The organism is Archangium lansingense (assembly GCF_026626635.1).
In the GTDB taxonomy this organism is placed as follows: Bacteria; Myxococcota; Myxococcia; order Myxococcales; family Myxococcaceae; genus Archangium; species Archangium lansingense.
Window position 1 is genome coordinate 11,698,102 of the sequence record NZ_JAPNKA010000001.1, and the last position, 20,638, is coordinate 11,718,739.

Below are 20,638 nucleotides of genomic sequence, written 5' to 3' on the forward strand. Positions count from 1 at the left end.
GGGTGGAGGACTCGCCTCCCATGGGGTACGTCGATTCGAACGGAGCCTGGATGACATCCTTCCTGGCCAGGCAGTACTGCGTGTGCGACCACTGGTTCACTCCGCTGCCCGCGGACACGCAGCCCAAACCGCAGCATGGCTTTCACCGGGCTCACGCTGATCGATGAAACACAGTCGGATCTCATCCCGTACCGGAAAGGGGATCACGTCTTCGAGAGGAGGGAGAAGCTCACTTCACCTCCGTACGGCGCGTGAGGTGGAAGTCCGCCAGCAGCGCCGCCAGCAGCACCAGCAGCGGCCAGCGCGCCCGTCCGGGAGCTGCGCCTCCCTCCTCGTCACTCCCCGCCGCATCCGCGGGCCTGTCGCCCTCGCCGCGCCCGCGCAGGTCCGACTCCCGCGCATCCAGAGGCAGCACCTCCACCGCGTCCACCGGCTCGCCGTCCCGCTCCAGCGTGTAGCGGCCGGGCACGGCGGGAGGCGGCAGGCTCAGTGCCCCCGCGCCGAAGAGGGGCCGCGTTCCCTCCGGGCCCTCCAGCGTGTAGCGAGCACCCGAGCGCGTCACCACCGCCAGGGACTCGCCCAGGGAGAGCTGCCTCCGGGGGAAGCCCTCCTGCGAGCGCCGCACCTCGCGCAACAGGTTGCCCAGCAGCACCGGCCACGCGGGCGTGCGCTGCACGTTGGAGCGTGAGAGGTCCACGTTGAGGTGCACCTGTCCCTCCGCCTCGGAGAGGAGCACCACCGTGCCCGCTGTCATCAGGGCCCGGCCTGGAGGTGACTCAGCACCGGCCGCCCAGCGCACGCCGCCGAGCTGCACGTCATCCAGCAGCGGGTGGCCCTTCTCCGCGAAGAAGGGGCCCACGAAGGTGCGCACGGCCCCGCCCGCGCCCACCGTCACCCGCGCGTCCGAGCCCCGGGGGCCAATGATGAGCGCCCCTTCTCCGGGCCCCTGCTCCACGCCGGGCGACACCGCGAGGAAGCGCTCCAGCGCTGAGCGCGCCTGTGCATCCAGTCCCTCGGCCAGCGCCACACGCACCCGCCGCTCCGGGGCGGGCGGGAGGCGGGCCTCGCCATCCTCGGGCAATGCGTCCTGAGGCAGGGACACCTCCACGTCTCCCGCGTTCTCGAAGGTGAAGCGCAGCGTGGCCGCACCCTCCTCGGGCAATCGCACGCGCTCACGCCGCTCGGTGCCCTCCTTCGCACCCGGGCCGGGCCGCGCCACCGCGCGCACCTCCGTCTCCTCGGGCCCCGTGCCAAAACGAGCCACCCGCAGCGTCACCGTGGCCGTGGAGCCCTCGTCCCGGCGCCACGCGGACACCAGCGCCACGTTGTCCCGAGGTGCCCCCAGGGCCGTCCAGCGCACCGCCGCGGGCACGGCCATGCCCTCTGCCGGTGGAGCGTCGGTGAGGAAGTGCACGCGCCGTCCCGGACCCGCCAGCTCCTGGGCCCCCAGCAGGGTGGGCGCCACGTCATGGTCCGCCCCCAGGGCCCGGAAGGACTCCAGCGCGGCCAGCGCCCGCGAGGGCTCCGCCTCCGGCCCCGCCAGCACGCGCGGCACCGTGCCACTGGCCAGCACCGTCACGCTCGTGGCCTTCTCTTCCTCCACACGCTTGGCCGCCTCCGCGCGCACCTTCTCCAGCACGGGGCGTCCATCCGCACCGCGCGCCGACAACGAGAGGCTGCCGTCCACCACCAGCACCAGGTGCCGCGTCCGGGCGTCCTCGCCCAGGCGCACGTCCGCGAGGAAGAGGGCCGCGGCCACCACCGCCAGCGCCTCCAGCAGCAGCGAGGCCTCGCGAGTGAAGCGCTCGAAGCGCGGGCCGGCCTCGGCGCGAGGGCGGGGCGTGCGCCAGAGGAAGAGAGCGCTCACCACCACCGGCTTCTGCTTGCGCCGCAGGAAGTACGCCGCCACCAGCGGCACCAGCGCGCCCAGCACCAGCAGTCCCCAGGGAAAGCCGAAGCTCATGCCACCCCCGCCGGGAGGAAGAGAGGCCGCAGCGCTCCGGCCACCAACACACGCAGGGCCTGGGGCGCGGGGGCCACCAGGTGCACCGCTCGGGCTCTCACGGCCGCCGCCCCGAGGGACTTCTGGTGCTCGCCGAAACGCCTCGCATAGGCGGCCAGCACCTCCTCGGTGAGCAGCTCCTCCAGCGCCGCGCCGCTCTCCGCGTCCACCAGCCGTGCACCCTCGCCGCCCGTGGGCTCGATGTCTTCCGCGTCCAGCACCTGCACCAGGAAGAGGGCCGAGGCCCCCTGCGCCAGCCGCGACACCAGGGCCGGCAGCGGTGCCTCGAAGAGGAAGTCACTCACCACCACGCGCAGGCCGCACGGGCGCAGCGGCGGCAGACGCCCGAGGGCAGCGTGCAGGTCATCCTTCGCGTCGAAGGTGGCCGAGCGCAGGGCGGAGCGGCACACCTGGCCCTGCACGCGCTCCGGACGAGCGCCACCCACCAGCAGCGTGGGGCTGAGTCCCTGGTGGGCGCCCACCTCCGTGGCCAGCAGCGCCAGCTCGCGTGCGCACCCGGCCTTGCGCGGCGACAGCGCCATGCTGCGCGAGCCGTCCAGCAACACCTCCAGGCGCGGGGACACCTCGTCCTGGCGCACGCGCAGAATCAGGTCGCCGGTACGCGCCACCGCGTTCCAGTCCATCTGCCGCAGGTCGTCTCCCGGCTGGTAGGCACGGAAGTCGTGCAGCTCCAACGAGGCCCCGGCCGAGGCCGCGCGCACCTCGCCCACCCGGCCCCGATGGGGCGTGCGCGGCAGTGCCAGGGCGAGGCCCGGGGCCAACCGGGCCACCTCCGCCTCGTCGAAGTCCTGGGGAGTGCTCATGAGGCGTGGGCCCGGTGCTCGCGCTCCACGAGGGCCCGGTCCGCGGAGAACGCGGCGAGCGTGGCCACCACCCACACGCATGCGAGCAGCCCCAGGTTCATCTTCGACTCGTTCAGCGAGTAGTCGTAGTCGCTGAAGTTATCCAACCCGATGAAGGGGTTGAGCAGGTTGACGAGTGGGTCATCCGCGCGCTGGTCGAAGAGGAGGGCCAGCAACGGCAGCAGCGCTCCGGCCAGGCCCACCAGCGCGAAGAAGAGGACGCGCACCACCGCCGGAGCGGCGAGCCGGTCCGAGCGAGGCAGGCGTCCCACCAGCAGCGGCAGCGACAGGAAGAAGATCGCATAAGCCGGCGCGGCGAGCACCGTGAGCAGGTGGGCCTCGGAGGCGTCGCTCTTCGTGGACATGGAGAAGAACACGAGGCACAGCGCCGTCCAGCCGAGCAGGAGCAACAGGACGAGCCGGAAGCCCCGCACCGCTCCCGGGCGGAAGAGGGACCAGGGGCGCGTGGCGGCGCGCAACGCTCGGGCCTGCCCGTCCACGTCCGTGGCCACGAAGATGCCGATGACGGCCAGGTGCAAGCACCCCAGCATGCTCGCTCCCGTGGCGTTACCCGTCGAGCGGACATCCGTCAGCCACAATCCCAGCAGCAGCACGCCGGAGATCAGCGTCTGCAGGGTGAACGCCAGCCGCGGACCGTGGGTGTAGTTCTCCGTGGCCAGCGACAGGCGCGCGGCGGCCGTCTCGAAGAGCAGCCATCCGTAGGAGAGCATCGCCCAGAGGAAGGCACTGGTGGCGATGGCGAAGTCATCGTCGCGCACGATGGAGCGGAAGCCCTGCTCGCTCAGGGCGAAGGCGGCAATCAGGCCGTACAGCAGCGCCAGGCCCAGCGTGCCCAGCAGGACGAGGTTCACCATGGCGCGCCCGATGCGCCCATCGGCGAGCGTGGCCGCGCACACCGCCACCACGGTGAGGAAGAAGAGCCAGCTGGCCCCCAGCCCGAGCACCAGGAGGATGGACGGCAGGTCGATGCCGTTGAGGTAGTAGCTGAAGAGGAGGAAGGGCCCCACGGCGGAGGCGTACAGCCCCGCCTGCACCATGAAGGAGGCCACCTTGCCGCGGAGAATCCTCCGGGGCCCCAGGCCGGTGAGGATGAGCAGCACCCACGTCTCGTCCTCCCGTTCACGCGCCAGCGAGCGGTAGGCGCTGTAGGGGATGATGAAGAAGTGCACCATCCCCAGGCAGACGTAGAAGGCGAAGAAGAACGCCTGCCCCTGGGTGGAGAACCCGTCATCCCGCGTGGAGACGTAGGCCACCATGGAGATGATGAAGCAGGCCAGCAGCATCAGCCCGAAGCTCACCCAGAAGATGCGGGAGCGGACGCCCTGGCGCACCTCCTTCACCACCAGCGGGTTGAGCCTGTCGCCCAGTCGCTCCAACAGACCAGGCTGGGTCTCCTCGCGCGGGGCGCTGCCCGCGGTGTCCGTGGCAAGCGCGCTCACGCCACCCTCCCCTTCGTCACGTGCATGAACGCATCCTCCAGGTTGCGCTCGCGATGGCTGAAGGCGCACACGGGCACGCCCGCCCCCACCAGCACCGCCAGCAGCCGCGCCGCCGACTCGTCCACCCAGTTTCCGGCCGCCGCGCCGCCCTCGTTCTCCAGCCGTATCCGCAGCGCGTCACCCTCGCGCGCCACCTGCTTCACCCGCGGCTGCTCCAGCAACAACCGCTCGGCGCGAGCCCACACCGCCTCGCCCTCCTCGCCTGGGAAGAAGCGCACCACCAGCTCCGCCACCGCCGTCCCGGAGGCCTGCGCCAGGATGTCCGCCACCTTGCCCGTGGCCAGCAGCCGGCCCTGCTCGATGATGGCGCAGGTGTCACAAATCTCGGCCAGCTCGGTGAGGATGTGGCTGGAGATGAGCACCGCCTTGCCCTGGTCGGCGAGCGCGCGCAGCAGCTCGCGCAACTCAATCCGGGCGCGCGGATCCAAGCCGTCCGCCGGCTCATCGAGGATGAGCAGCTTCGGGTCGTGCAGCAGCGTCCGCCCGAGCGCCACGCGCTGCTTCATACCCTTGGAGAGCGCGCTGGTGAGCTTGTCCTGGAGGGGAATCAGCCCGGTGAACTCCATCACCGAGGCGACGCGCTTCGCCCGGGCTCGGCCCTGGAGGCCGTAGGCACGCGCGAAGAAGTCGAGGAACTCGAGGACGGTGACGTCGTCGTAGGTGCCGTAGCGGTCCGGCATGTAACCGATGAGCGGGCGCACCTTGTCCGGGGTGTCCACCAGGGAGTGCCCGTCCAGCGTCACCTGGCCCGCGTTGGGCGTGTCCAGCGTGGCGAGGATGCGCATGGTGGTGCTCTTGCCGGCGCCGTTGGGGCCGATGAAGCCCAGGATGGTGCCCGCCTCCAGCTCGAAGGACACGTCGTCCACCGCGCGCAGGGCGCCGTAGTCGCGCCGCAGTCCCTTCACCTCCAGCAGGCTCATGGTCCGTCCACCCTTCCGTGCACGAAATGCAGTCCCTCGTGCAGCTCCACCTCGAGCGCCGACGTGGGTGCCGGCCCCGGCCCCTCCAGCTTCGCGGCGAACCCTCCCTCCAGCAGGGGCGCGTTGAGCGTCTGCCAGGGCACGCGGGAGAAGCGGCGCTTCACTGGCTCCGGGAAGGCCACCAACTCCGAGAAGGAAATCTTGTCATCGGAAGCGGGCGCCAGCGTGGCCTCGCCCTCGGCACCATCGGCGAGCGCCGGCAGTCGCCACAGCTTGCCGCCGGAGCGTACGTAGCCCGCCGCCAGCGGTGCGCCGAGCGCGTTCTGCACGCGCAGCCCCTGTCCCTCGCGCCGGACGGTGAGCCTGGCCCGTGAGGGCACCACCGCCACCTCGCCCCACTCGCGGTAGGTGCGCGAGGGCAGGAAGCCGCCCGACACCACCATGCCGTTCGTCCAGTCCGCATCCGGGAATTGCGTGTCCCAGTCCACACCGGGCCCAAGGAGCACAGCCTGCGCCGGAACACGAACCCCCGCCGGCTCCAGGTTGGCGTAGTAACCGCCGAGACCGACCGTCACCGCCCGGTCCCGCTCCCGGTCCAGCCAGGTGAGGCTGTAGCGGGAGGCATGGACGGAGAAGCCCTCCACGAGCACGGACCAGGCAACGATGGCCAGACACGTGACGAGCGCCACCGAGGGTACGGCGATGAGCAACGCCACGGGTCCCCTGCGCCGGGCGAGCGCGAGACCCCCGGGCCCCACCGCCAGCACGAAGAGGGTGATGAGGAAGAGGAAGCGGCCCACTGGCGCCTGCACTCCGGGCACCAGCGGCACCTCGCCGTCGTTCAGCAGGTGGCGGCTGCTGCCGAAGCCCCGCTGCCAGCTCGGCGGAGGCCCGGCGGGAGTGACGACGCCCACGTGGCCCCGCTCCGGCTCCTCCATGAGGTTCACGTCGGAGAGCAGCCCGGAGCCGCACTCCTCGGCCTTGCCGCACACCCGCACCCTGCCGAATCCGTAGGGGTTCGGGCTCACGCCCGAGGAGGTCCGGGCGAGCAGCGGCAGGCGTCCCGCCACGTCACGCGGAGGGCGGAGGAGGACCAGATAGCCACCGGTGGAGGCATAGGCCTCGAGCGCGCTCCACGCGTCCGCAGGAAGCGCGGTGACATCCCCTGCCACTACCACCATGGGATAGCCCACGTAGGCGGCGAGCTCGCGCGGCGCGTCCCCCGGCGCGATGAAGCGGACCGACAGCTTCGGCTTGTCCTTCACGCGGGGCAGCTTCGTGCCCGACTGAAAGGCCTCCTCAGAGCCCACCACGAGCACCGGCTGGCCCACCGGGTCCACCGAGTAGAAGGAGAAGGGCCGGAAGGAGGCCCCCAGGCTGTCCAGGCGCACCATGCCACCGCGCCCGGAGATGGGAACGGGAAGCCAGGCGGAGAGCCGCTGGCGGGGGCCCACCTCCACCTGCCGCGTGGTGACCCCGGCGCGGCCCATGCTCACATGGGAATCCACACGGATGCTCACAGTGCGAGGCGTGGGACCCGGATTGTGGAGCGTCACCTCCAACGGGGTGTAGCCGCACGAGGGGCGCAGCGGGCCATTCACCACGGTGGCCTGCAGGTCCCCGTCGGACACATTCACCGCCTGGCCAGACACCTCCTGGTAGCCGGGAACCCAGTTCTTGTTGAGCGTCTCGGAGCCCTCCTCTCCTTCAGCGGACTCCTCCTCGTCCGGCACTGCCACCGCCGCCGCCGGCTCGAACGCGGCCAACGCGGGGCTCGCGCACAGCAGCAGGGCGAGGAGCGCGGCGGGAAGACGCTCATGCACGGGACACCTCAGGGACGGACTGGAGCAGCGCGCGCACCACGTCCAGGGCGCCCACCTTCTCCAGCGAGGCCTCGTAGGCGAGCACCAGCCGGTGGTTGAGGACGGCAGGGGCAGCAGCCACCACCTCGTCGAAGCCCACGTTGGGCTTGCCCCGCATCAACGCGAGCGCCCGTCCAGCCGCGGCCAGTGCCAGCGCCGCACGAGGGCTGGCTCCATAGCGCACGAAGCGGCGCACCGGCTCCGGAGCACCCGGGCCTCGCGGGTCGCTCGCCTCCACCAGCCGGCCGATGAAGTCCGCCACCGGCACGGGCAGGTGCACCCGGTCCACCGCGGCGAAGAGGGAGGCAAGGCCCTCGGCATCCGTCACCGGCGACAGCGCGGGCGGAGTGCCACGTACGCGCGTGGTGAGCAGCGTGGTGAGCGTCTTCGCGCCCACCGGCGGCACCTGGACGCGGAAGAGAAAGCGGTCGAGCTGCGCCTCGGGCAGCGGATAGGTGCCCTCCAGCTCAATGGGGTTCTGGGTGGCGAGCACGAAGAAGGGGTCGGGCAGCGGGCGTGTCTGGCCGAGCACCGTCACGCTGCGCTCCTGCATGGCCTCCAGCAGCGCGGACTGCGTCTTGGGGCTGGAGCGGTTGATCTCGTCGGCGAGCACCACGTTGGCGAAGAGGGGGCCCTCGCGGAAGGTGAAGTCGCGGCGGCCCTCACCCTCGAGGACGTAGGTACCCGTGATGTCGCCGGGCAGCAGGTCTGGGGTGAACTGGATGCGGCGGAAGGGCAGCCCCAGCAGCCGCGCGAGCGCCTTGCACAGCTCCGTCTTGCCCAGGCCCGGCAGGCCCTCCAGCAGCACGTGGCCGCGAGCGAGCACCGCCGCCGCCACCTGCTCCACCACCAGCGTCTGGTCGAGCAACACCTGGTTCAGCCCCTTCTGGAGCTGCGCCACCCTCTCCACCGCGCCCTGCACCTCAGCGGGGCTCAACAGTTCCGACACGGCCGACTCCTCTCCTAGGGTTCCCCCCCGAAATACCGCTTCACCAAGTCCCGGTTGCGGGGCAGCAGCGGCCCCGCCGAATGTCCGGCCTCCGCATCGCCCTGGGCGCCCGTCCCCTGCCCGCCGCCGCCACCGCCGCCCTCGCGCCGATCCGGGTCCGCGGAGCGCAGGCCCCACAGTCCCTGTGCCTCGCCGCCCTGCCCCTGCGGCAGCGGCTTGAAGGCGAGCCGCTCCGGATCCATCTCCGCCTTGTCGCCGAAGACGAGCGGCTGGCTCTCTCCGCCCCGTCCCGCGCCGCCCTTGCCCGGCCGCGTCTGGCGGCTCGCATGACCCCCCTGACGTCCCTGCCCCTCGCCCTCTCCCTCTCCATCCCCCGGCCGCGAGCGTCCACGCCCGGAGCCCTGACCGAAGCGCTGCTCCAGTTCACTCTGACGGCGCTCGAGCGTCTCGCGCAGGCTGGCCACCTCATCGCGCGAGCGCGAGCCTCCATTGGAGCCACCGCCCTGCCTCGCCTGAGCGGAGCCGGTGCCCCCATCCTCCGCCCCCTGGCCACCACTCCCCTGGGAGGAGGAAGAATTCCCATTCTCCTGGCCCTGCTGGGACTGGGCGGCCTTGTCGGGGCCCAGCGCCATCAGCGCGCGCTCGAGGGCCTCGCGCTCCCGGGTGGCGGCCTCGGCTCCGGTGGCGGCATCCAGCGACTCCTCCAACTCCCGGGCGGCCTCGGACGCGGCGGCCAGCTCGGCGGCGGCCTTCGCGGCGCGGGCCTCGAGTGACTTCTCCAGGCTGTCGGAGGCCTCCCAGTCGGCGGCGTCGAAGCGGCCCTCGGCAACCTCCTCGGACAGCCGGCGCAGCTCCTCCTCCAGCGGAGTGCCCAGCGGCTCCTCACGGGCGAGCGCCTCGGCCTTGGCCTGCACGGAGGCCACCTTCGCCGCGGCGGCCGCGTTGACGGGGCGCACCTGGCGGGCGGGCAGGGGCAGGAGGAAGCCCACCAGGAGGAAGGCGAACGCCGCGAGCAACGCCCCGGCCGGGCGCTTCCACGCCACGGGAGGCAGGGTCACCGCGCGGGCGTACTGGTTGGCGGACAGCTCCCACTCACCCACGGGGCGCTCCAGCCGCGTCAGCAGCAGCCCGCCCGCGCCGGCCGAGCGGTCCGCCAGCACCGCCGCGTATGCCAGGGAGACGCCCCGGGCACGGGCCCGGACGAACCACCACGCGCCCGCGGCGAGCAGCGGCACCGGGAGCACCCAGGGAAGGGCCTCACGCCACAGCAGCCGGGCCAGCACACACCCAGTGGCGGCAGCCCACACAGGAGCCACCGCAGCCTCGGCCCAGATGACGGCATTGAGGCGCCGCCGCACGCGCCGGACGGGAGCGAGGATGAGGGCCTGCAGGCGGCGTTCATCGCTGGCGGGCATGAGGGCTCTGAGTCTCGGACAGTCGGCCGCCCTTCCACAAGACAGGGGTGGCCCCGTGAGACACGGCAACCCCGGTGCGGGTTCCATCGCCTGTCAGGACTCCGTGCACGCGCCGTCTCTTTTCTCAGAGCGATTCGAGGGACACCTCGGAGGCTCGATGAGGCCCGTTCCGCCCGGGGCGGCGGCGGTCTGCAAAACCGTTGTTGCCGGGTTCAACTCCCGGACGGGCCTCCACCTTTACCCCGCTCGCGTGGCTACCGCTGCAACTGCCCGCCCTGGCTGCCCGGCTCCTCGCTGCCGCCGATGCCCAGGCCCCGGCTCGTCACGTCCACGCGCAGCGCCGTTGGCTCTCCGCCGAGAGACGCCAACCCCGCGTGCTACAGGGATGGTTGATCCGGCCGGCAGCCCTCCGGACGTCAGCCCCGTGAATAAAAATCCCCGCTCCGAGTTGATCCACCCAGGAGCGCCCGATGGCGGCCCGCGGCGCTTCCCGCTCCGGTCCCATCTCCGGCAATTCAGTCCGCAGCAACACTGAGAGTGAAACGCGTCAACTGGGACTCAAAAATTTCCGCACTATCGGAAAGTGAGCCCTAGCATACACGGTTTTGCGTCGGATAAGCGACGTTGACTGTACGCCGGCTTCCCACACACGATCTGCGCCCAACGGCAGCCCGCACAGGGGGGCCGCTCCATCCGCAGCAACGTTGAGGTGAAGAGCGAATGACGCTGAAACAAGCGTTGATCTCAGGGTGTGCACTTGCACTCCTTTCCGTCGAAGCCAGGGCGCAGGAGCAGGATGCGGCCGCACCGCAGCCTGCCGCGGCGCCGCAGCCGGCCGAAGCACCGGCCGCCACCGTGGTTCCGGCTCCGGCTCCGGCCAACACGCGCAAGATCACCGGTAAGGTGCTGGACGCGCTGACCAATGATGGCCTGCCGCTCACGCGCGTCATCATCAAGGGCACCACCAAGGGCGTAGAGACCGAGCTCGACGGCTCCTTCACCCTGGACATCCCCAAGGGCCCGGTGACGCTGCTCTTCTCCAGCCAGGACCACAAGGACCGCGAGGTCGTGGTCGGCGCCAACCGCGACAGCGTGACGGTGGCGCTGGATGCCACCTTCGTCGAGGAGATGGTCGTCGTCGGTCGCGCCAGCGAGCTGGCCCGTAAGCACGTGGCCAACTCGGTGGTCTCCGTGAACACCGAGGAGCTCAACCGCGCTCCCGCCTCCACGGTGGACCAGGCCCTCCAGGGCAAGGTGGCAGGCGCCAACATCCAGAGCAACTCGGGTGCTCCGGGCGGCGGCATGCAGATCAAGATGCGCGGCGTCTCCACCATCAACGGCTCCAACCAGCCGCTCTACGTGGTGGACGGCGTCATCATCAGCGACGTGGCCATCGCCTCCGGCATCTTCGAGGTGACGGGCTCGGTGAGCGGCTCCAACCCCTCGCCCACCCAGGACAACCAGGTCAACCGCATCGCGGACATCAACCCCAACGACATCGAGAGCATCGAGGTCCTCAAGGGCGCCTCCGCCGCGGCCATCTACGGCTCCAAGGCCACCAACGGCGTGGTCATCATCACCACCAAGAAGGGCAAGGCCGGCGCGGGTCCCCAGGTGGCCGTCACCCAGCGCGTGGGCATGTACTCGCTGGCCAACAAGCTGGGCAGCCGCCGCATCGAGACCATGGAGGAGGCCCAGGAGGTCTTCGGCACCAAGGCCGCCGACTACTTCCAGTCCGGCCGCATCTACGATCACGAGGAGCAGCTCGCCGCCAACCGGACCCCGTCCTACGAGACGCTCGCCAGCGTGAGCGGCGCGGCCGGTGACACCCGCTACTTCGCCTCCGCCATGGTGAAGGACGACGCGGGCATCATCACCAACACCGGCTACGAGAAGCAGAGCTTCCGCCTCAACCTCGGCCAGCGGTTCAGCGAGAACTTCGAGGTCAACACCACCACCAGCTTCATCCACTCGCTGGGCCAGCGCGGTCTCACCAACAACGACAACAACAGCGTGTCGTACCACATGGTGCTGCCCTCCACGCCCAACTTCGTGGACCTGCAGGCCACCCGGGACGGCTCCTTCCCCGCCAACCCCTTCCTCACCAACGGCTCCAACCCGCTGCAGACCGCGGCCCTCATGAAGAACGATGAGGACGTCTGGCGTCTGATGGGCTCGGCCGACGCGGTGTGGAACGCCTACAAGAGCGACACCCAGAACCTCAAGCTGCGCGCCACCGTGGGTGTGGACCGCTTCCAGCAGAAGAACACGCTCGTCTTCCCCAACGAGCTCCACTTCGAGCCGGCGGATGACCAGCTCCCGGGCACCTCGCTCTTCGCCACCAGCGAGGTCCTCAACCTCAACACCAGCGTCAACGCGGTGCACTCGTACCGGCCCGCTTCCGGCGTGCTGAGCGCCAACACCTCCGTTGGCTTCCAGTTCGAGCAGCGCAGCCTGGACTCGCTGTACGTCACCGCCCGCGACCTCACCGCCGGCCAGCCCAACGTGGACTCGGCCACCCAGGTGGGCGTGCGCCAGAACCGCCAGATCGTGCGCGACCGCAGCGTGTTCCTCCAGGAGGAGATGCTGCTGTTGGACGAGCGCCTCACCCTGGTGGGCTCGGTGCTCGGCGAGCAGAGCAGCAACAACAGCAACATCAACCAGGTCTTCTTCTACCCGAAGATCGCCACCGCCTACCGCCTGCCCAACCTCCACCCCGCCATCAACGAGCTCAAGGTTCGTCTGGCGTACGGTGAGACGGGCAACCAGCCGGTGTACGGCATGAAGTTCAACTCCTGGCTGGCCAGCAACAACATCGGTGGCAACTCCGGCATCATCGGCAGCGGCATCGCCGCCTCCCCGGACCTGCGCCCCGAGCGCCAGGGTGAAATCGAGGCCGGTGTGGACGCGCTGCTCCTCAACGGCAGCGCCGTGGTGGAGCTCAACGTCTACCAGCGCACCATCAACGACATGCTGCTGCTGCGCGCGGTGGCTCCGTCCACCGGCTACACCACCGAGATCTTCAACGGTGGCGAGATGGTGAACCGCGGCGTGGAGGCGATGCTCCAGCTCACCCCGGTGAAGAACAACGATTGGGAGTGGGTGTCCAACACCACCTTCGCCCTCAACCGCAGCGTGATCACCAACATGCCCGTGCCCGCCTTCAACGTCGGCGGCTTCGGCACCAGCCTCGGCGCCTTCCGCATCGAGGAGGGGGCCAGCGCCACGCAGATCGTCGGCCGCGTTCCCAAGGCGGACGGCACCTGCTGCGACGTGAAGAAGATTGGCGACGCCGAGCCGGACTTCCGCATGGCCTTCGCCAACACGGTGAAGTACCGCGACTTCTCCCTGTCCTTCCTGCTCGACTGGCAGCAGGGCAGCGACGTCATCAACCTGACGCGCTTCCTCTACGATGCCTCCAAGAACACGCGCGACTACGAGCAGAACGGCGCGCAGCGGCAGAAGGACTGGGCCACCAACGCGGCCGTGTACGTGGAGGACGCCTCCTTCCTCAAGATTCGCGAGGTCTCCCTCTCCTACAACCTGCCGGAGAGCTACGTGACGCGCGTCCCCGGCCTGAGGTCGGCCCGCCTGACCGTCAGCGGCCGCAACCTGTTCACCTTCACCAACTACTCGGGACTGGATCCCGAGGTGAGCAACTTCGGTAACCAGGCCATCGCCCGCAACATCGACGTGGCCCCCTTCCCGCCCAGCCGTAGCTTCTGGACGTCCATCGATCTGGGGTTCTGAGGACCATGAAAATCCGCAATATGAAGAAGATGACCAAGGTGGCCCTGGCCCTCTGCGCCACGATGGGCCTCGGAGGCTGCGACCTGTACGTCCCGGACCTGAACAACCCGGGCGTCGAGTCCATCCGCGACAACCCCACGCGCTCCAGCGTGATGAGCGCCAGCACCGGTCTGCTCATCGGCTACCGCGCGGGCATGTCCTCCCAGAACGGGTACGTGGCCCAGCTCGGCACGCTCGGCCGCGAGGGCTACATCCTCGACATCGCCGACCCCCGCTACGTCAGCGAGATGCTGTCGGGTGAGCGGTTGGATCCCGGCAGCCCCGCCTTCGGCGGCAACTTCTGGACCGGCCCCTACCTCAACATCCGCAACGCCCACACCGTGCTGGACGCCACGGAGATTGTCACGGGCGTGACGGACGCCGAGAAGGAGGCCATCCGGGGCTTCGCCAAGACGCTCATGGCCCTGGACTTCCTCACCATCATCAACACCCGGGACGAAGCGGGCGCGCCCATCGACGTGAACCGCAAGCTGGGTGCGGAGCTGGCCCCCATCGTGAGCAAGGCGGAGGTGTTCGCCCACATCACCAAGCTGCTGGATGAGGCCAAGGTGCACCTGCAGGCGGGCGGGGACAAATTCCCGTTCAAGCTGAGCGCCGGCTTCGTGGACTTCGACGAGCCCGCTACCTTCCTGAAGTTCAACCGCGCCATCCGCGCGCGGGTGGCCGTCTACACGGAGAACTGGCCCGACGCGCAGAACGCCCTGGACGAGTCCTTCCTGGACGAGACCGGCGAGTTCGACACCGGCGTGTACCACGTCTTCAGCGGCAGCTCGGGTGACACGGGCAACGGGCTCAACAGCGCCAACATCTACGCCAACCCCATCCTCCTCACGGACGCCCTGGAGCCGCTCGTCGACTCGGAGCAGAAGGTGTTGGACGCCCGCGTGGCGGACAAGGTGACCAAGGTGGAAGCGGGCAAGGAGGGCAACTGGCAGGGCATCACCTCCGACGTGAAGTTCACCCGGTACCTGAACAACTCGGACCCACTGCCCATCATCCGCAACGAGGAGCTCATCCTCCTGCGCGCTGAGGCCCACATGAAGCAGGGCGAGGACGCGAAGGCCATGCAGCTCCTCAACTTCCTCCGGACCGAGTCGGGCGAGGTGCCCGCCATCCCCGAGGTGCTGACCGGCAAGCCGCTCGAGGACCAGCTGCTCAGGCAGCGCCGCTTCTCGCTGCTCTTCGAGGCCGGGCACCGGTGGATCGACATGCGCCGCTACGGCCGCCTGGAGGAGCTGCGCCGGGAGGATCCCACGGGCGTGGAGTTCAAGGTGCACCACCACTTCCCCATCCCGGTCACCGAGACCGACGCGCGGGAGTAGACCACCCTCACTGAGGGCATGAGCGGGCGGGTATCCATACGATACCCGCCCGCTTCGTTTTAGAGTGGGCCCCCCCCATGAGTGGCCCCATCCTCGGCATCGACTTCGGCACGACCAACACGGCAGCGGCGTTCTTCGACCGGCAGGGGAAGCTGAAGCTGGTGCCCGTGTCGGACAAGAACTTCATCCTCCCGTCGGTGGCCTGGTACCACGCAGCGGACAAGGCCATCGTCGGCCCCGCCGCGCGCCGGCAGATCATCGACGACCCGCGTCACACCATCTTCGGCGCCAAGCGCTTCCTCGGGCGGCGCTACCAGTCCGAGTACGTGCAGAAGCACCGGGAGCGCTTCGCCTTCAACCTGGTGGAGGGCCCGGACGGCTACTGCGCGGTGAAGGTGTACAACCGGGTGACGCCGCTCAACGAGGTGGCGTACTTCATCCTGCGGCACATCCTCACGCTGGCCAACCACGCCGCGGGCGAGCCGTTCTCCGAGTGCGTGCTCACCGTGCCGGCCCACGCGAGCATCCGCCAGCGCGAGGCGGTGCGGCACGCGGCCGAGCGCACGGGCATGAAGGTGCGCGCCATCATCAACGAGCCCACCGCGGCGGCGCTCTACTACGCCAACCTGCGCAACCCGGAGCAGACGGTGATGGTGTTCGACCTGGGCGGCGGCACCTTCGACGCCACGCTCATGTCCGTGCAGAACCGGGTGGTGAAGGTGCTGGCCACCGGCGGCGATGCCTTCCTGGGTGGCGCCAACTTCGACGAGTGCATCGTCGAGCACCTGGCCGAGGAGTTCCACCAGCAGCACGGCGTGGACGTGCGCGCCAACAAGGTCGTCATGCAGCGGCTCGTCTTCGCCGCCGAGTCCGTGAAGATTCAACTCTCCCGGGCCGAGGTGGCGGACCTGCGCGTGCCCTGCATCACCCAGGGGCCGGACGGCGGCTTCCTGGACTTCCAGTTCCGCCTCACCCGCAAGCGGCTGGAGGAGATGACCTTCCGGCTCATCGAGCGCACCGTGTCCGCCTGCGACGAGGTGCTGGAGCGCGCGAGCCTCAAGCCGAACCAGGTGGACGAGCTGGTGCTGGTGGGCGGCCAGACGCGCATGCCCGCCATCCGCGAGCGCCTCTCGCACTTCCGCCGCTTCTCCTCGGAGAAGGACGTGCACCCGGAGTTGGGCGTGGCGGTGGGCGCCGCCATCCTCGGCCGCAACCTGTCCCGGCCCGGCGGCACCGGCCTCATGGACGTGGTGCCCATGCCCGTGAGCGTCATGCTCCCCGGCGGCGCCACCCACGAGGTCATCCCCGCCAACACCCCGGTGCCCTGCCGCAAGTCCGTGTCCCTGGAGTCCCTGCCCCCAGGCCCCACGCCGCTGCCCGTGCTCGTCTTCGAGTCCCTGGACACCACCAGCGTGGACCGTGAGGTGCTCGGCACCCTCCAGGTGGGCCCCGAGTGGCGCCGCAGTGGCTCCGCTCCCCGGCTCGAGCTGCACATGGGCCAGGACTTCGTCCTCCGGGCCTTCCTCGCCACCGCCGAGGGGAAGCCCGTCCCCGCCCCCATCATCGACGCGTCCCCTCAAATGAGAGCGCCCCGGGCCGCGGCTTCTTGAGCCACGGCTCCGGGGCGGGATTCAACCCGGGGTGAGAGATACCCTCATCCCCTCCCTCTCCCGGGGGGAGAGGGGTGGTTGGCTCGTCACTGCACCGAGAAGATCAGGTCGTCGCGGTCGTCGTACGAGCCCGTGGTGCACGTGCCCGCGCTGCCCTGGTAGCGGAAGTTCGCGCGAATCGCCTGGTTGGCGCCGGCGGGCAGCGTGTAGTTGGCGGTGATGGTCTGCACTCCAGAGCCGCTCGGCTTGTACGAGCCGATGAGCGTCCACGACGGGCTGCTCGCATTCGCCGTGTAGTACAGGTCCAGCGTGTCCGACGACGCGGAGTAGGCCCACACCGTGGCCGTCACCGTCACCTGCTTGCCAGCCGCCAGGTTCGTCCCGTCCGTCGTGGCCACCTTGAGGCGGTCGTTGGACTCGTCCGAGTGGTAGGTGCCCGAGGCGCCATCCGTGCAGGAGGCGTTGATGGTGTTGGGCTTGTTCACCTCGGGGCCCAGGCCGCCGCGGCCGTTGAGCAGCGAGCCCGAGTCGCAGCCCGCGCCCGCCGCGGTGCACCGGGGCGCCTTCAGCGTCGCGTCGTAGGTGGCCGTGTTGATGGTGCCACCGCCACCACCGCTGTCCACCGGAGGCGGGGTGTTGCCGGTCGTCGCACCCTTGGCCAGCTCACCCAGGAAGGACACCGCCAGCTTGGAGAACTTCACCGAGTTGCTCGCGTTGCTGTTGGTCGAGTTCGTCAGCGTGTCGTTCGCCGAGTGGATGTACGGGTTGGACGTGCTCATCGTCGCCTCGAAGGGCATCGAGGTGGCGAAACCCCTCGCGTGCCACGAGGCGTGGTCCGAGCAGCCGTAGCCGCACGAGATGTTGGTGTACGTCATCGTCGGCTGGTACGTGGAGATGAGGCTGGTGACGAAGGAGTTCTGCGCCGCGTTGGTGTTGTCCGTCACCATCGCGAAGTCGTAGCTGGAGCCCTTGTAGTTCGTCATGTCCAGCTGCAGCACGCCCACCACGTTCACCCCGTTGGTCACGTGCCAGGCGGCGATGTCGGCCGAGCCCTTGAGGCCCACCTCCTCGGCGGCATAGGCCATGAACTTCACCGTACGGGCCGGCTTGTAGCCATTGGCCATGGCCACCCGGAAGGCCTCCGTGAGCGAGGCCACGCCCGAGGCATCGTCATCCGCGCCCGGCGCCGAGAGGGTGGAGCCACCGGTGTTGATGGAGTCCAGGTGACCGCCAATCACCACCACCTCGTTGGGGTGCGTGGTGCCGGTGATGGTGGCGATGACGGACGGCTGCGGCGAGACGGTGCTCGTGTGCGTGAAGAACGCGACCTGCACGTCGCTGCGCCCGTTGGCGATGGTGGTCCACTGGTTCTTCAGCCACGTGGCCGCATCGGCACCACCCTGCTGGTTGTAGCGGCGCGACGTCCAGCTGGTGGACAGCGAGTTGATGGTGTTGCGGATGTTGAGTTCCTGCACTCCGCCCAGCATCACGTTCACCGAGGCGCTGTTGTTGAGCGTGTAGCTCACCAGCGACGCCAGGGCCTGCGGAGCGCTGGTGCCCTCCACGGCCGCGCGCGCCTGCGCCTCACTGTCATGGGCCATGAAGCCCGCGCAGCGGTTGAGCTTGTCGTGCATCGCCTCGGCCAGCTTCTCCAGCTGCGACTCGGGCACGCGCAGCGCCGCCACGCCACCCTTCTCCAGCGCCGGCGCGGGCAGCGCCACCAGACCCTTCTCCTTGAACGAAGCGCGCGCGGGCTCCAGCGCGTCCGACCCGATGGTGATCCACACCTCCTTCTCCTTCGGGGCTGCTTCCGCGAATGCGGGGGCGGCACACGCGAGCAACGCGACGACCGGTCCGAACTTCCTGATTGCCATACACTTCTCCTGGCGCTGGTGCTTCATGGGGGGAATCCCGCGAATCGTACCTACCCGTTTCGCAAGGAAGGCAGACTTATCCGCCAACACGAGAACTTATTGCACTCCGGGCACATCAGGAAAGAACTTGGAGTGTAGGACTCGCGGCGAGCCCACGAAGAGACTCGGGAGGAAACGCCGCCGTGCGGCAATCCTAGGAAGGCCAACGAATTCATCCCCCCTCCCCAGTGAGAAGGTGCTCGGCGCGACGATCGTGGTAGCACGCGGCCACGGACCGGGCCGCCCCCGGCATCGCGACAAAGGGTTTCAAGGATGCAGTCAGGAGAGCCACTCTTCGTCCACCCGGGATTGAAGGTGAAGCCGTGCGAGTGGGGCTATGGCGTCTTCGCGGACGAGGCCATCCCGGAGGGCACCATCCTGGAAGAGTGCCACTACCTCAAGGTGCCGTTCCGCTCCGTGCGCAACTCCGCCCTCTCGGACTACGTGTTCAACATCGAGTGGGGTCCACACGAGGAGGACCAGGGCGGTGAGTGGGTGGCGATCGTGATGGGCTTCGGGATGATCTACAACCACTCGCAGGAGCCCAACGTGTCGTACTACCGGGGCTACCAGAAGGGCGCGTCGCCCAAGGACGTCTTCACCTTCTACGCCCTGCGCGACATCGAGGCCGGCGAGCAGCTGTGCATCAGCTACGGGGAGAACTGGTGGAAGACGCGCGGCCAGGAGATGCCCTGAGCCGGCGGGGGGCTCGGCTTGTCGCTCCGTCCGGGCCCGTGACATAAACCCAGGCATGCGCATCGGTCGTCTGGGTCTTCTGAGTCTGTCCACGCTGGTGGCCGCGTGCCGTGAGGAGCCACCCGCCCCCCCCGCGACGTACCGGGTGGGAGGAAGCATCACCGGGCTCTCCGGCGGCAACCTCACCCTCCAGCTCAACGGGCACCAGAGCCTCACCCGCGGCGCGGATGGGCCCTTCTCGTTCGAGACGCCGCTGGAAGACCAGAGCAGCTACAGCGTGACGGTGACCGCCACGCCCCCGGAGCAGGACTGCACCGTCGAGGGCGGAACGGGCAAGGTGGCCGGCGCGGACGTGAGCTCCGTGCAGGTGCGCTGCGCGACGAAGACGTACACGCTCGGCGGCACGGTGGAGGGCCTGCGCGGGACGCTCGGGCTGAGCCTCGGGAACGAGACGCTCCAGGTCACCACGAATGGTGGCTTCACCTTCACGACGAAGCTGCCGCGGGGCAGTTCCTACGGGGTGAGCGTGGCCACTCAGCCCCAGGGCCAGCGCTGCACCGTGTCGAACGGAAGCGGGATGGTGGCCGGCAACGTGGCGGACCTCGCCGTGCGGTGCCGTGACTGGTACGCGCTGGACACCTTCCAGGCCGCCAGCGTCGTCATCGGCCAGGGCAATTTCACGAGCAAGGCGGCAGACCGGGGCGGCACCATCGGGGACAGCACCCTGCGCAATCCCGTGGGAAACCCAGCCTTCGCGCAGGGGCGGCTCTACGTCCCGGACACGGGCTCCAACCGGGTGCTCGGATTCAACGGGGTGCCCGCGACCAACGGCGCGAGCGCGGGCTTCGTCCTCGGCCAACCCGACTTCTCGAACTTCGACACCGGCAGCGGACAGCAGGGTCTCGGCGCTCCGGAAGGCCTCTCCAGTGACGAGACCCGGCTGGCGGTGGCGGACACACGCAACAGCCGCGTCCTGCTCCACACCACGCTCCCCGCCAGCACCGGGGCCACACCTTCGCTCGTCCTCGGGCAGCCGGGCTTCGACCCCGGCGACCGGCTCCCCGGATGTGCCCGGACGTCGCTCTCCTTCCCGGAGGACGTGTTCCTCGGCCACGGCAAGTTGCTCGTGGCGGATAGCTCGAACAACCGCGTCCTGGTGTGGAACACCCTGCCCGCCACGAACGGAGCGCCGGCGGACCTCGTCCTCGGCCAGCGCTCCTTCACCACCTGCGTCGAGAATGACGCGAACGGCGATGCGGTGAAGGACAGCACCCCCGGCGCCACCACGCTCTGGAATCCCACCGGGGTGTGGACGGATGGCACCCGCCTCGTGGTGGCCGACAGCTACAACAACCGGGTGCTCCTCTGGAACCAGTTCCCCACCACCGACGGGCAGCCCGCGGACGTCGTCCTGGGCCAGGCCGACTTCACCTCGCGCGCCACGGCCCTCACCGCCACCGGAATGAACACGCCCTACACCGTCGCCTCCACTGGGCTGCAGCTCTTCGTCACCGCCAGCCAGCAGCACCGGGTGCTGGTCTGGAACACCCTCCCCACCCTCAACGGGACCCCGGCGGACACCGTCCTCGGCCAGGCCGACTTCACCCACGCGGACCTCAATGATCCGCCCACGGGCACCACCCCGAGCGGGCGCACCCTCAACCAGCCAGGGGGAGTGCTCCTGACGTGGCCCCATGTCCTGGTGTCGGACTACGGCAACAACCGCGTCCTCGTCTTCACCAGCCGCTGAGCCCTT

13 protein-coding genes and 1 tRNA gene are annotated in these 20,638 nt (G+C 69.7%); 6 read left to right on the forward strand and 8 right to left on the reverse strand.

The genetic code is table 11. From position 1 onward, the window contains the following. Positions 1-229: 229 nt before the first annotated feature. Genes OV287_RS46675 through OV287_RS46705 form a run of 7 tightly spaced genes read right to left on the reverse strand, consistent with a single transcriptional unit; the run spans position 230 to position 9,531 of the window. On the reverse strand, positions 230-1,963 hold the full coding sequence (locus tag OV287_RS46675) for a vWA domain-containing protein (RefSeq protein ID WP_267540539.1): 1,734 nt from the start codon (positions 1,961-1,963) through the stop codon (positions 230-232). Further along, entirely contained in the window at positions 1,960-2,826 is an 867-nt protein-coding gene (locus tag OV287_RS46680; RefSeq protein ID WP_267540540.1) for a DUF58 domain-containing protein, read from the reverse strand. The genes OV287_RS46675 and OV287_RS46680 overlap by 4 nt, the downstream gene beginning before the upstream one ends. Continuing rightward, positions 2,823-4,325 carry an ABC transporter permease gene (locus OV287_RS46685; protein WP_267540541.1) on the reverse strand — a complete coding sequence of 501 codons (1,503 nt, stop codon included), beginning with the start codon at positions 4,323-4,325 and terminating at the stop codon, positions 2,823-2,825. Before OV287_RS46685 ends, OV287_RS46680 begins: the two co-directional genes overlap by 4 nt. Beyond that, positions 4,322-5,305: an ABC transporter ATP-binding protein gene (locus OV287_RS46690; RefSeq protein ID WP_267540542.1), complete on the reverse strand. Its 984-nt coding sequence runs from the start codon at positions 5,303-5,305 to the stop codon at positions 4,322-4,324. The genes OV287_RS46685 and OV287_RS46690 overlap by 4 nt, the downstream gene beginning before the upstream one ends. Then, positions 5,302-7,128 (reverse strand): hypothetical protein, encoded by a 1,827-nt coding sequence (locus tag OV287_RS46695; RefSeq protein ID WP_267540543.1) that lies wholly within the window; start codon positions 7,126-7,128, stop codon positions 5,302-5,304. Before OV287_RS46695 ends, OV287_RS46690 begins: the two co-directional genes overlap by 4 nt. Next, positions 7,121-8,116 (reverse strand): AAA family ATPase, encoded by a 996-nt coding sequence (locus OV287_RS46700; protein WP_267540544.1) that lies wholly within the window; start codon positions 8,114-8,116, stop codon positions 7,121-7,123. Before OV287_RS46700 ends, OV287_RS46695 begins: the two co-directional genes overlap by 8 nt. A gap of 14 nt (positions 8,117-8,130) precedes the next feature. Further along, complete coding sequence (locus OV287_RS46705) at positions 8,131-9,531, reverse strand: hypothetical protein (RefSeq protein WP_267540545.1); 1,401 nt, start codon at positions 9,529-9,531, stop codon at positions 8,131-8,133. 161 nt (positions 9,532-9,692) lie between these two features. On the opposite strand from OV287_RS46705, the gene OV287_RS46710 reads away from it, so the two are divergent. From OV287_RS46710 to OV287_RS46725, 4 genes are all read left to right on the forward strand, one after another. After that, positions 9,693-9,765 (forward strand) — tRNA-Cys (locus tag OV287_RS46710). Positions 9,766-10,251: 486 nt separating this feature from the next. Continuing rightward, on the forward strand, positions 10,252-13,281 hold the full coding sequence (locus tag OV287_RS46715; protein WP_267540546.1) for a SusC/RagA family TonB-linked outer membrane protein: 3,030 nt from the start codon (positions 10,252-10,254) through the stop codon (positions 13,279-13,281). Positions 13,282-13,286: 5 nt separating this feature from the next. Further along, on the forward strand, positions 13,287-14,663 hold the full coding sequence (locus OV287_RS46720; RefSeq protein ID WP_267540547.1) for a RagB/SusD family nutrient uptake outer membrane protein: 1,377 nt from the start codon (positions 13,287-13,289) through the stop codon (positions 14,661-14,663). A gap of 77 nt (positions 14,664-14,740) precedes the next feature. Beyond that, positions 14,741-16,273 (forward strand): Hsp70 family protein, encoded by a 1,533-nt coding sequence (locus OV287_RS46725; protein ID WP_267540548.1) that lies wholly within the window; start codon positions 14,741-14,743, stop codon positions 16,271-16,273. A gap of 86 nt (positions 16,274-16,359) precedes the next feature. Here the strand turns inward: OV287_RS46725 and OV287_RS46730 are convergent, their stop codons facing one another. Next, positions 16,360-18,147 carry a M20/M25/M40 family metallo-hydrolase gene (locus tag OV287_RS46730; protein ID WP_267540549.1) on the reverse strand — a complete coding sequence of 596 codons (1,788 nt, stop codon included), beginning with the start codon at positions 18,145-18,147 and terminating at the stop codon, positions 16,360-16,362. A gap of 312 nt (positions 18,148-18,459) precedes the next feature. Here OV287_RS46730 and OV287_RS46735 point away from each other — a divergent pair, with 312 nt between their 5' ends. Next, complete coding sequence (locus OV287_RS46735) at positions 18,460-18,882, forward strand: SET domain-containing protein-lysine N-methyltransferase (RefSeq protein ID WP_267540550.1); 423 nt, start codon at positions 18,460-18,462, stop codon at positions 18,880-18,882. Between the two features lie 55 nt (positions 18,883-18,937). Further along, positions 18,938-20,632, forward strand: coding sequence for an NHL repeat-containing protein (locus OV287_RS46740; protein ID WP_267540551.1), 1,695 nt, complete (start codon positions 18,938-18,940; stop codon positions 20,630-20,632). The last annotated feature ends 6 nt before the right edge of the window (positions 20,633-20,638 follow it).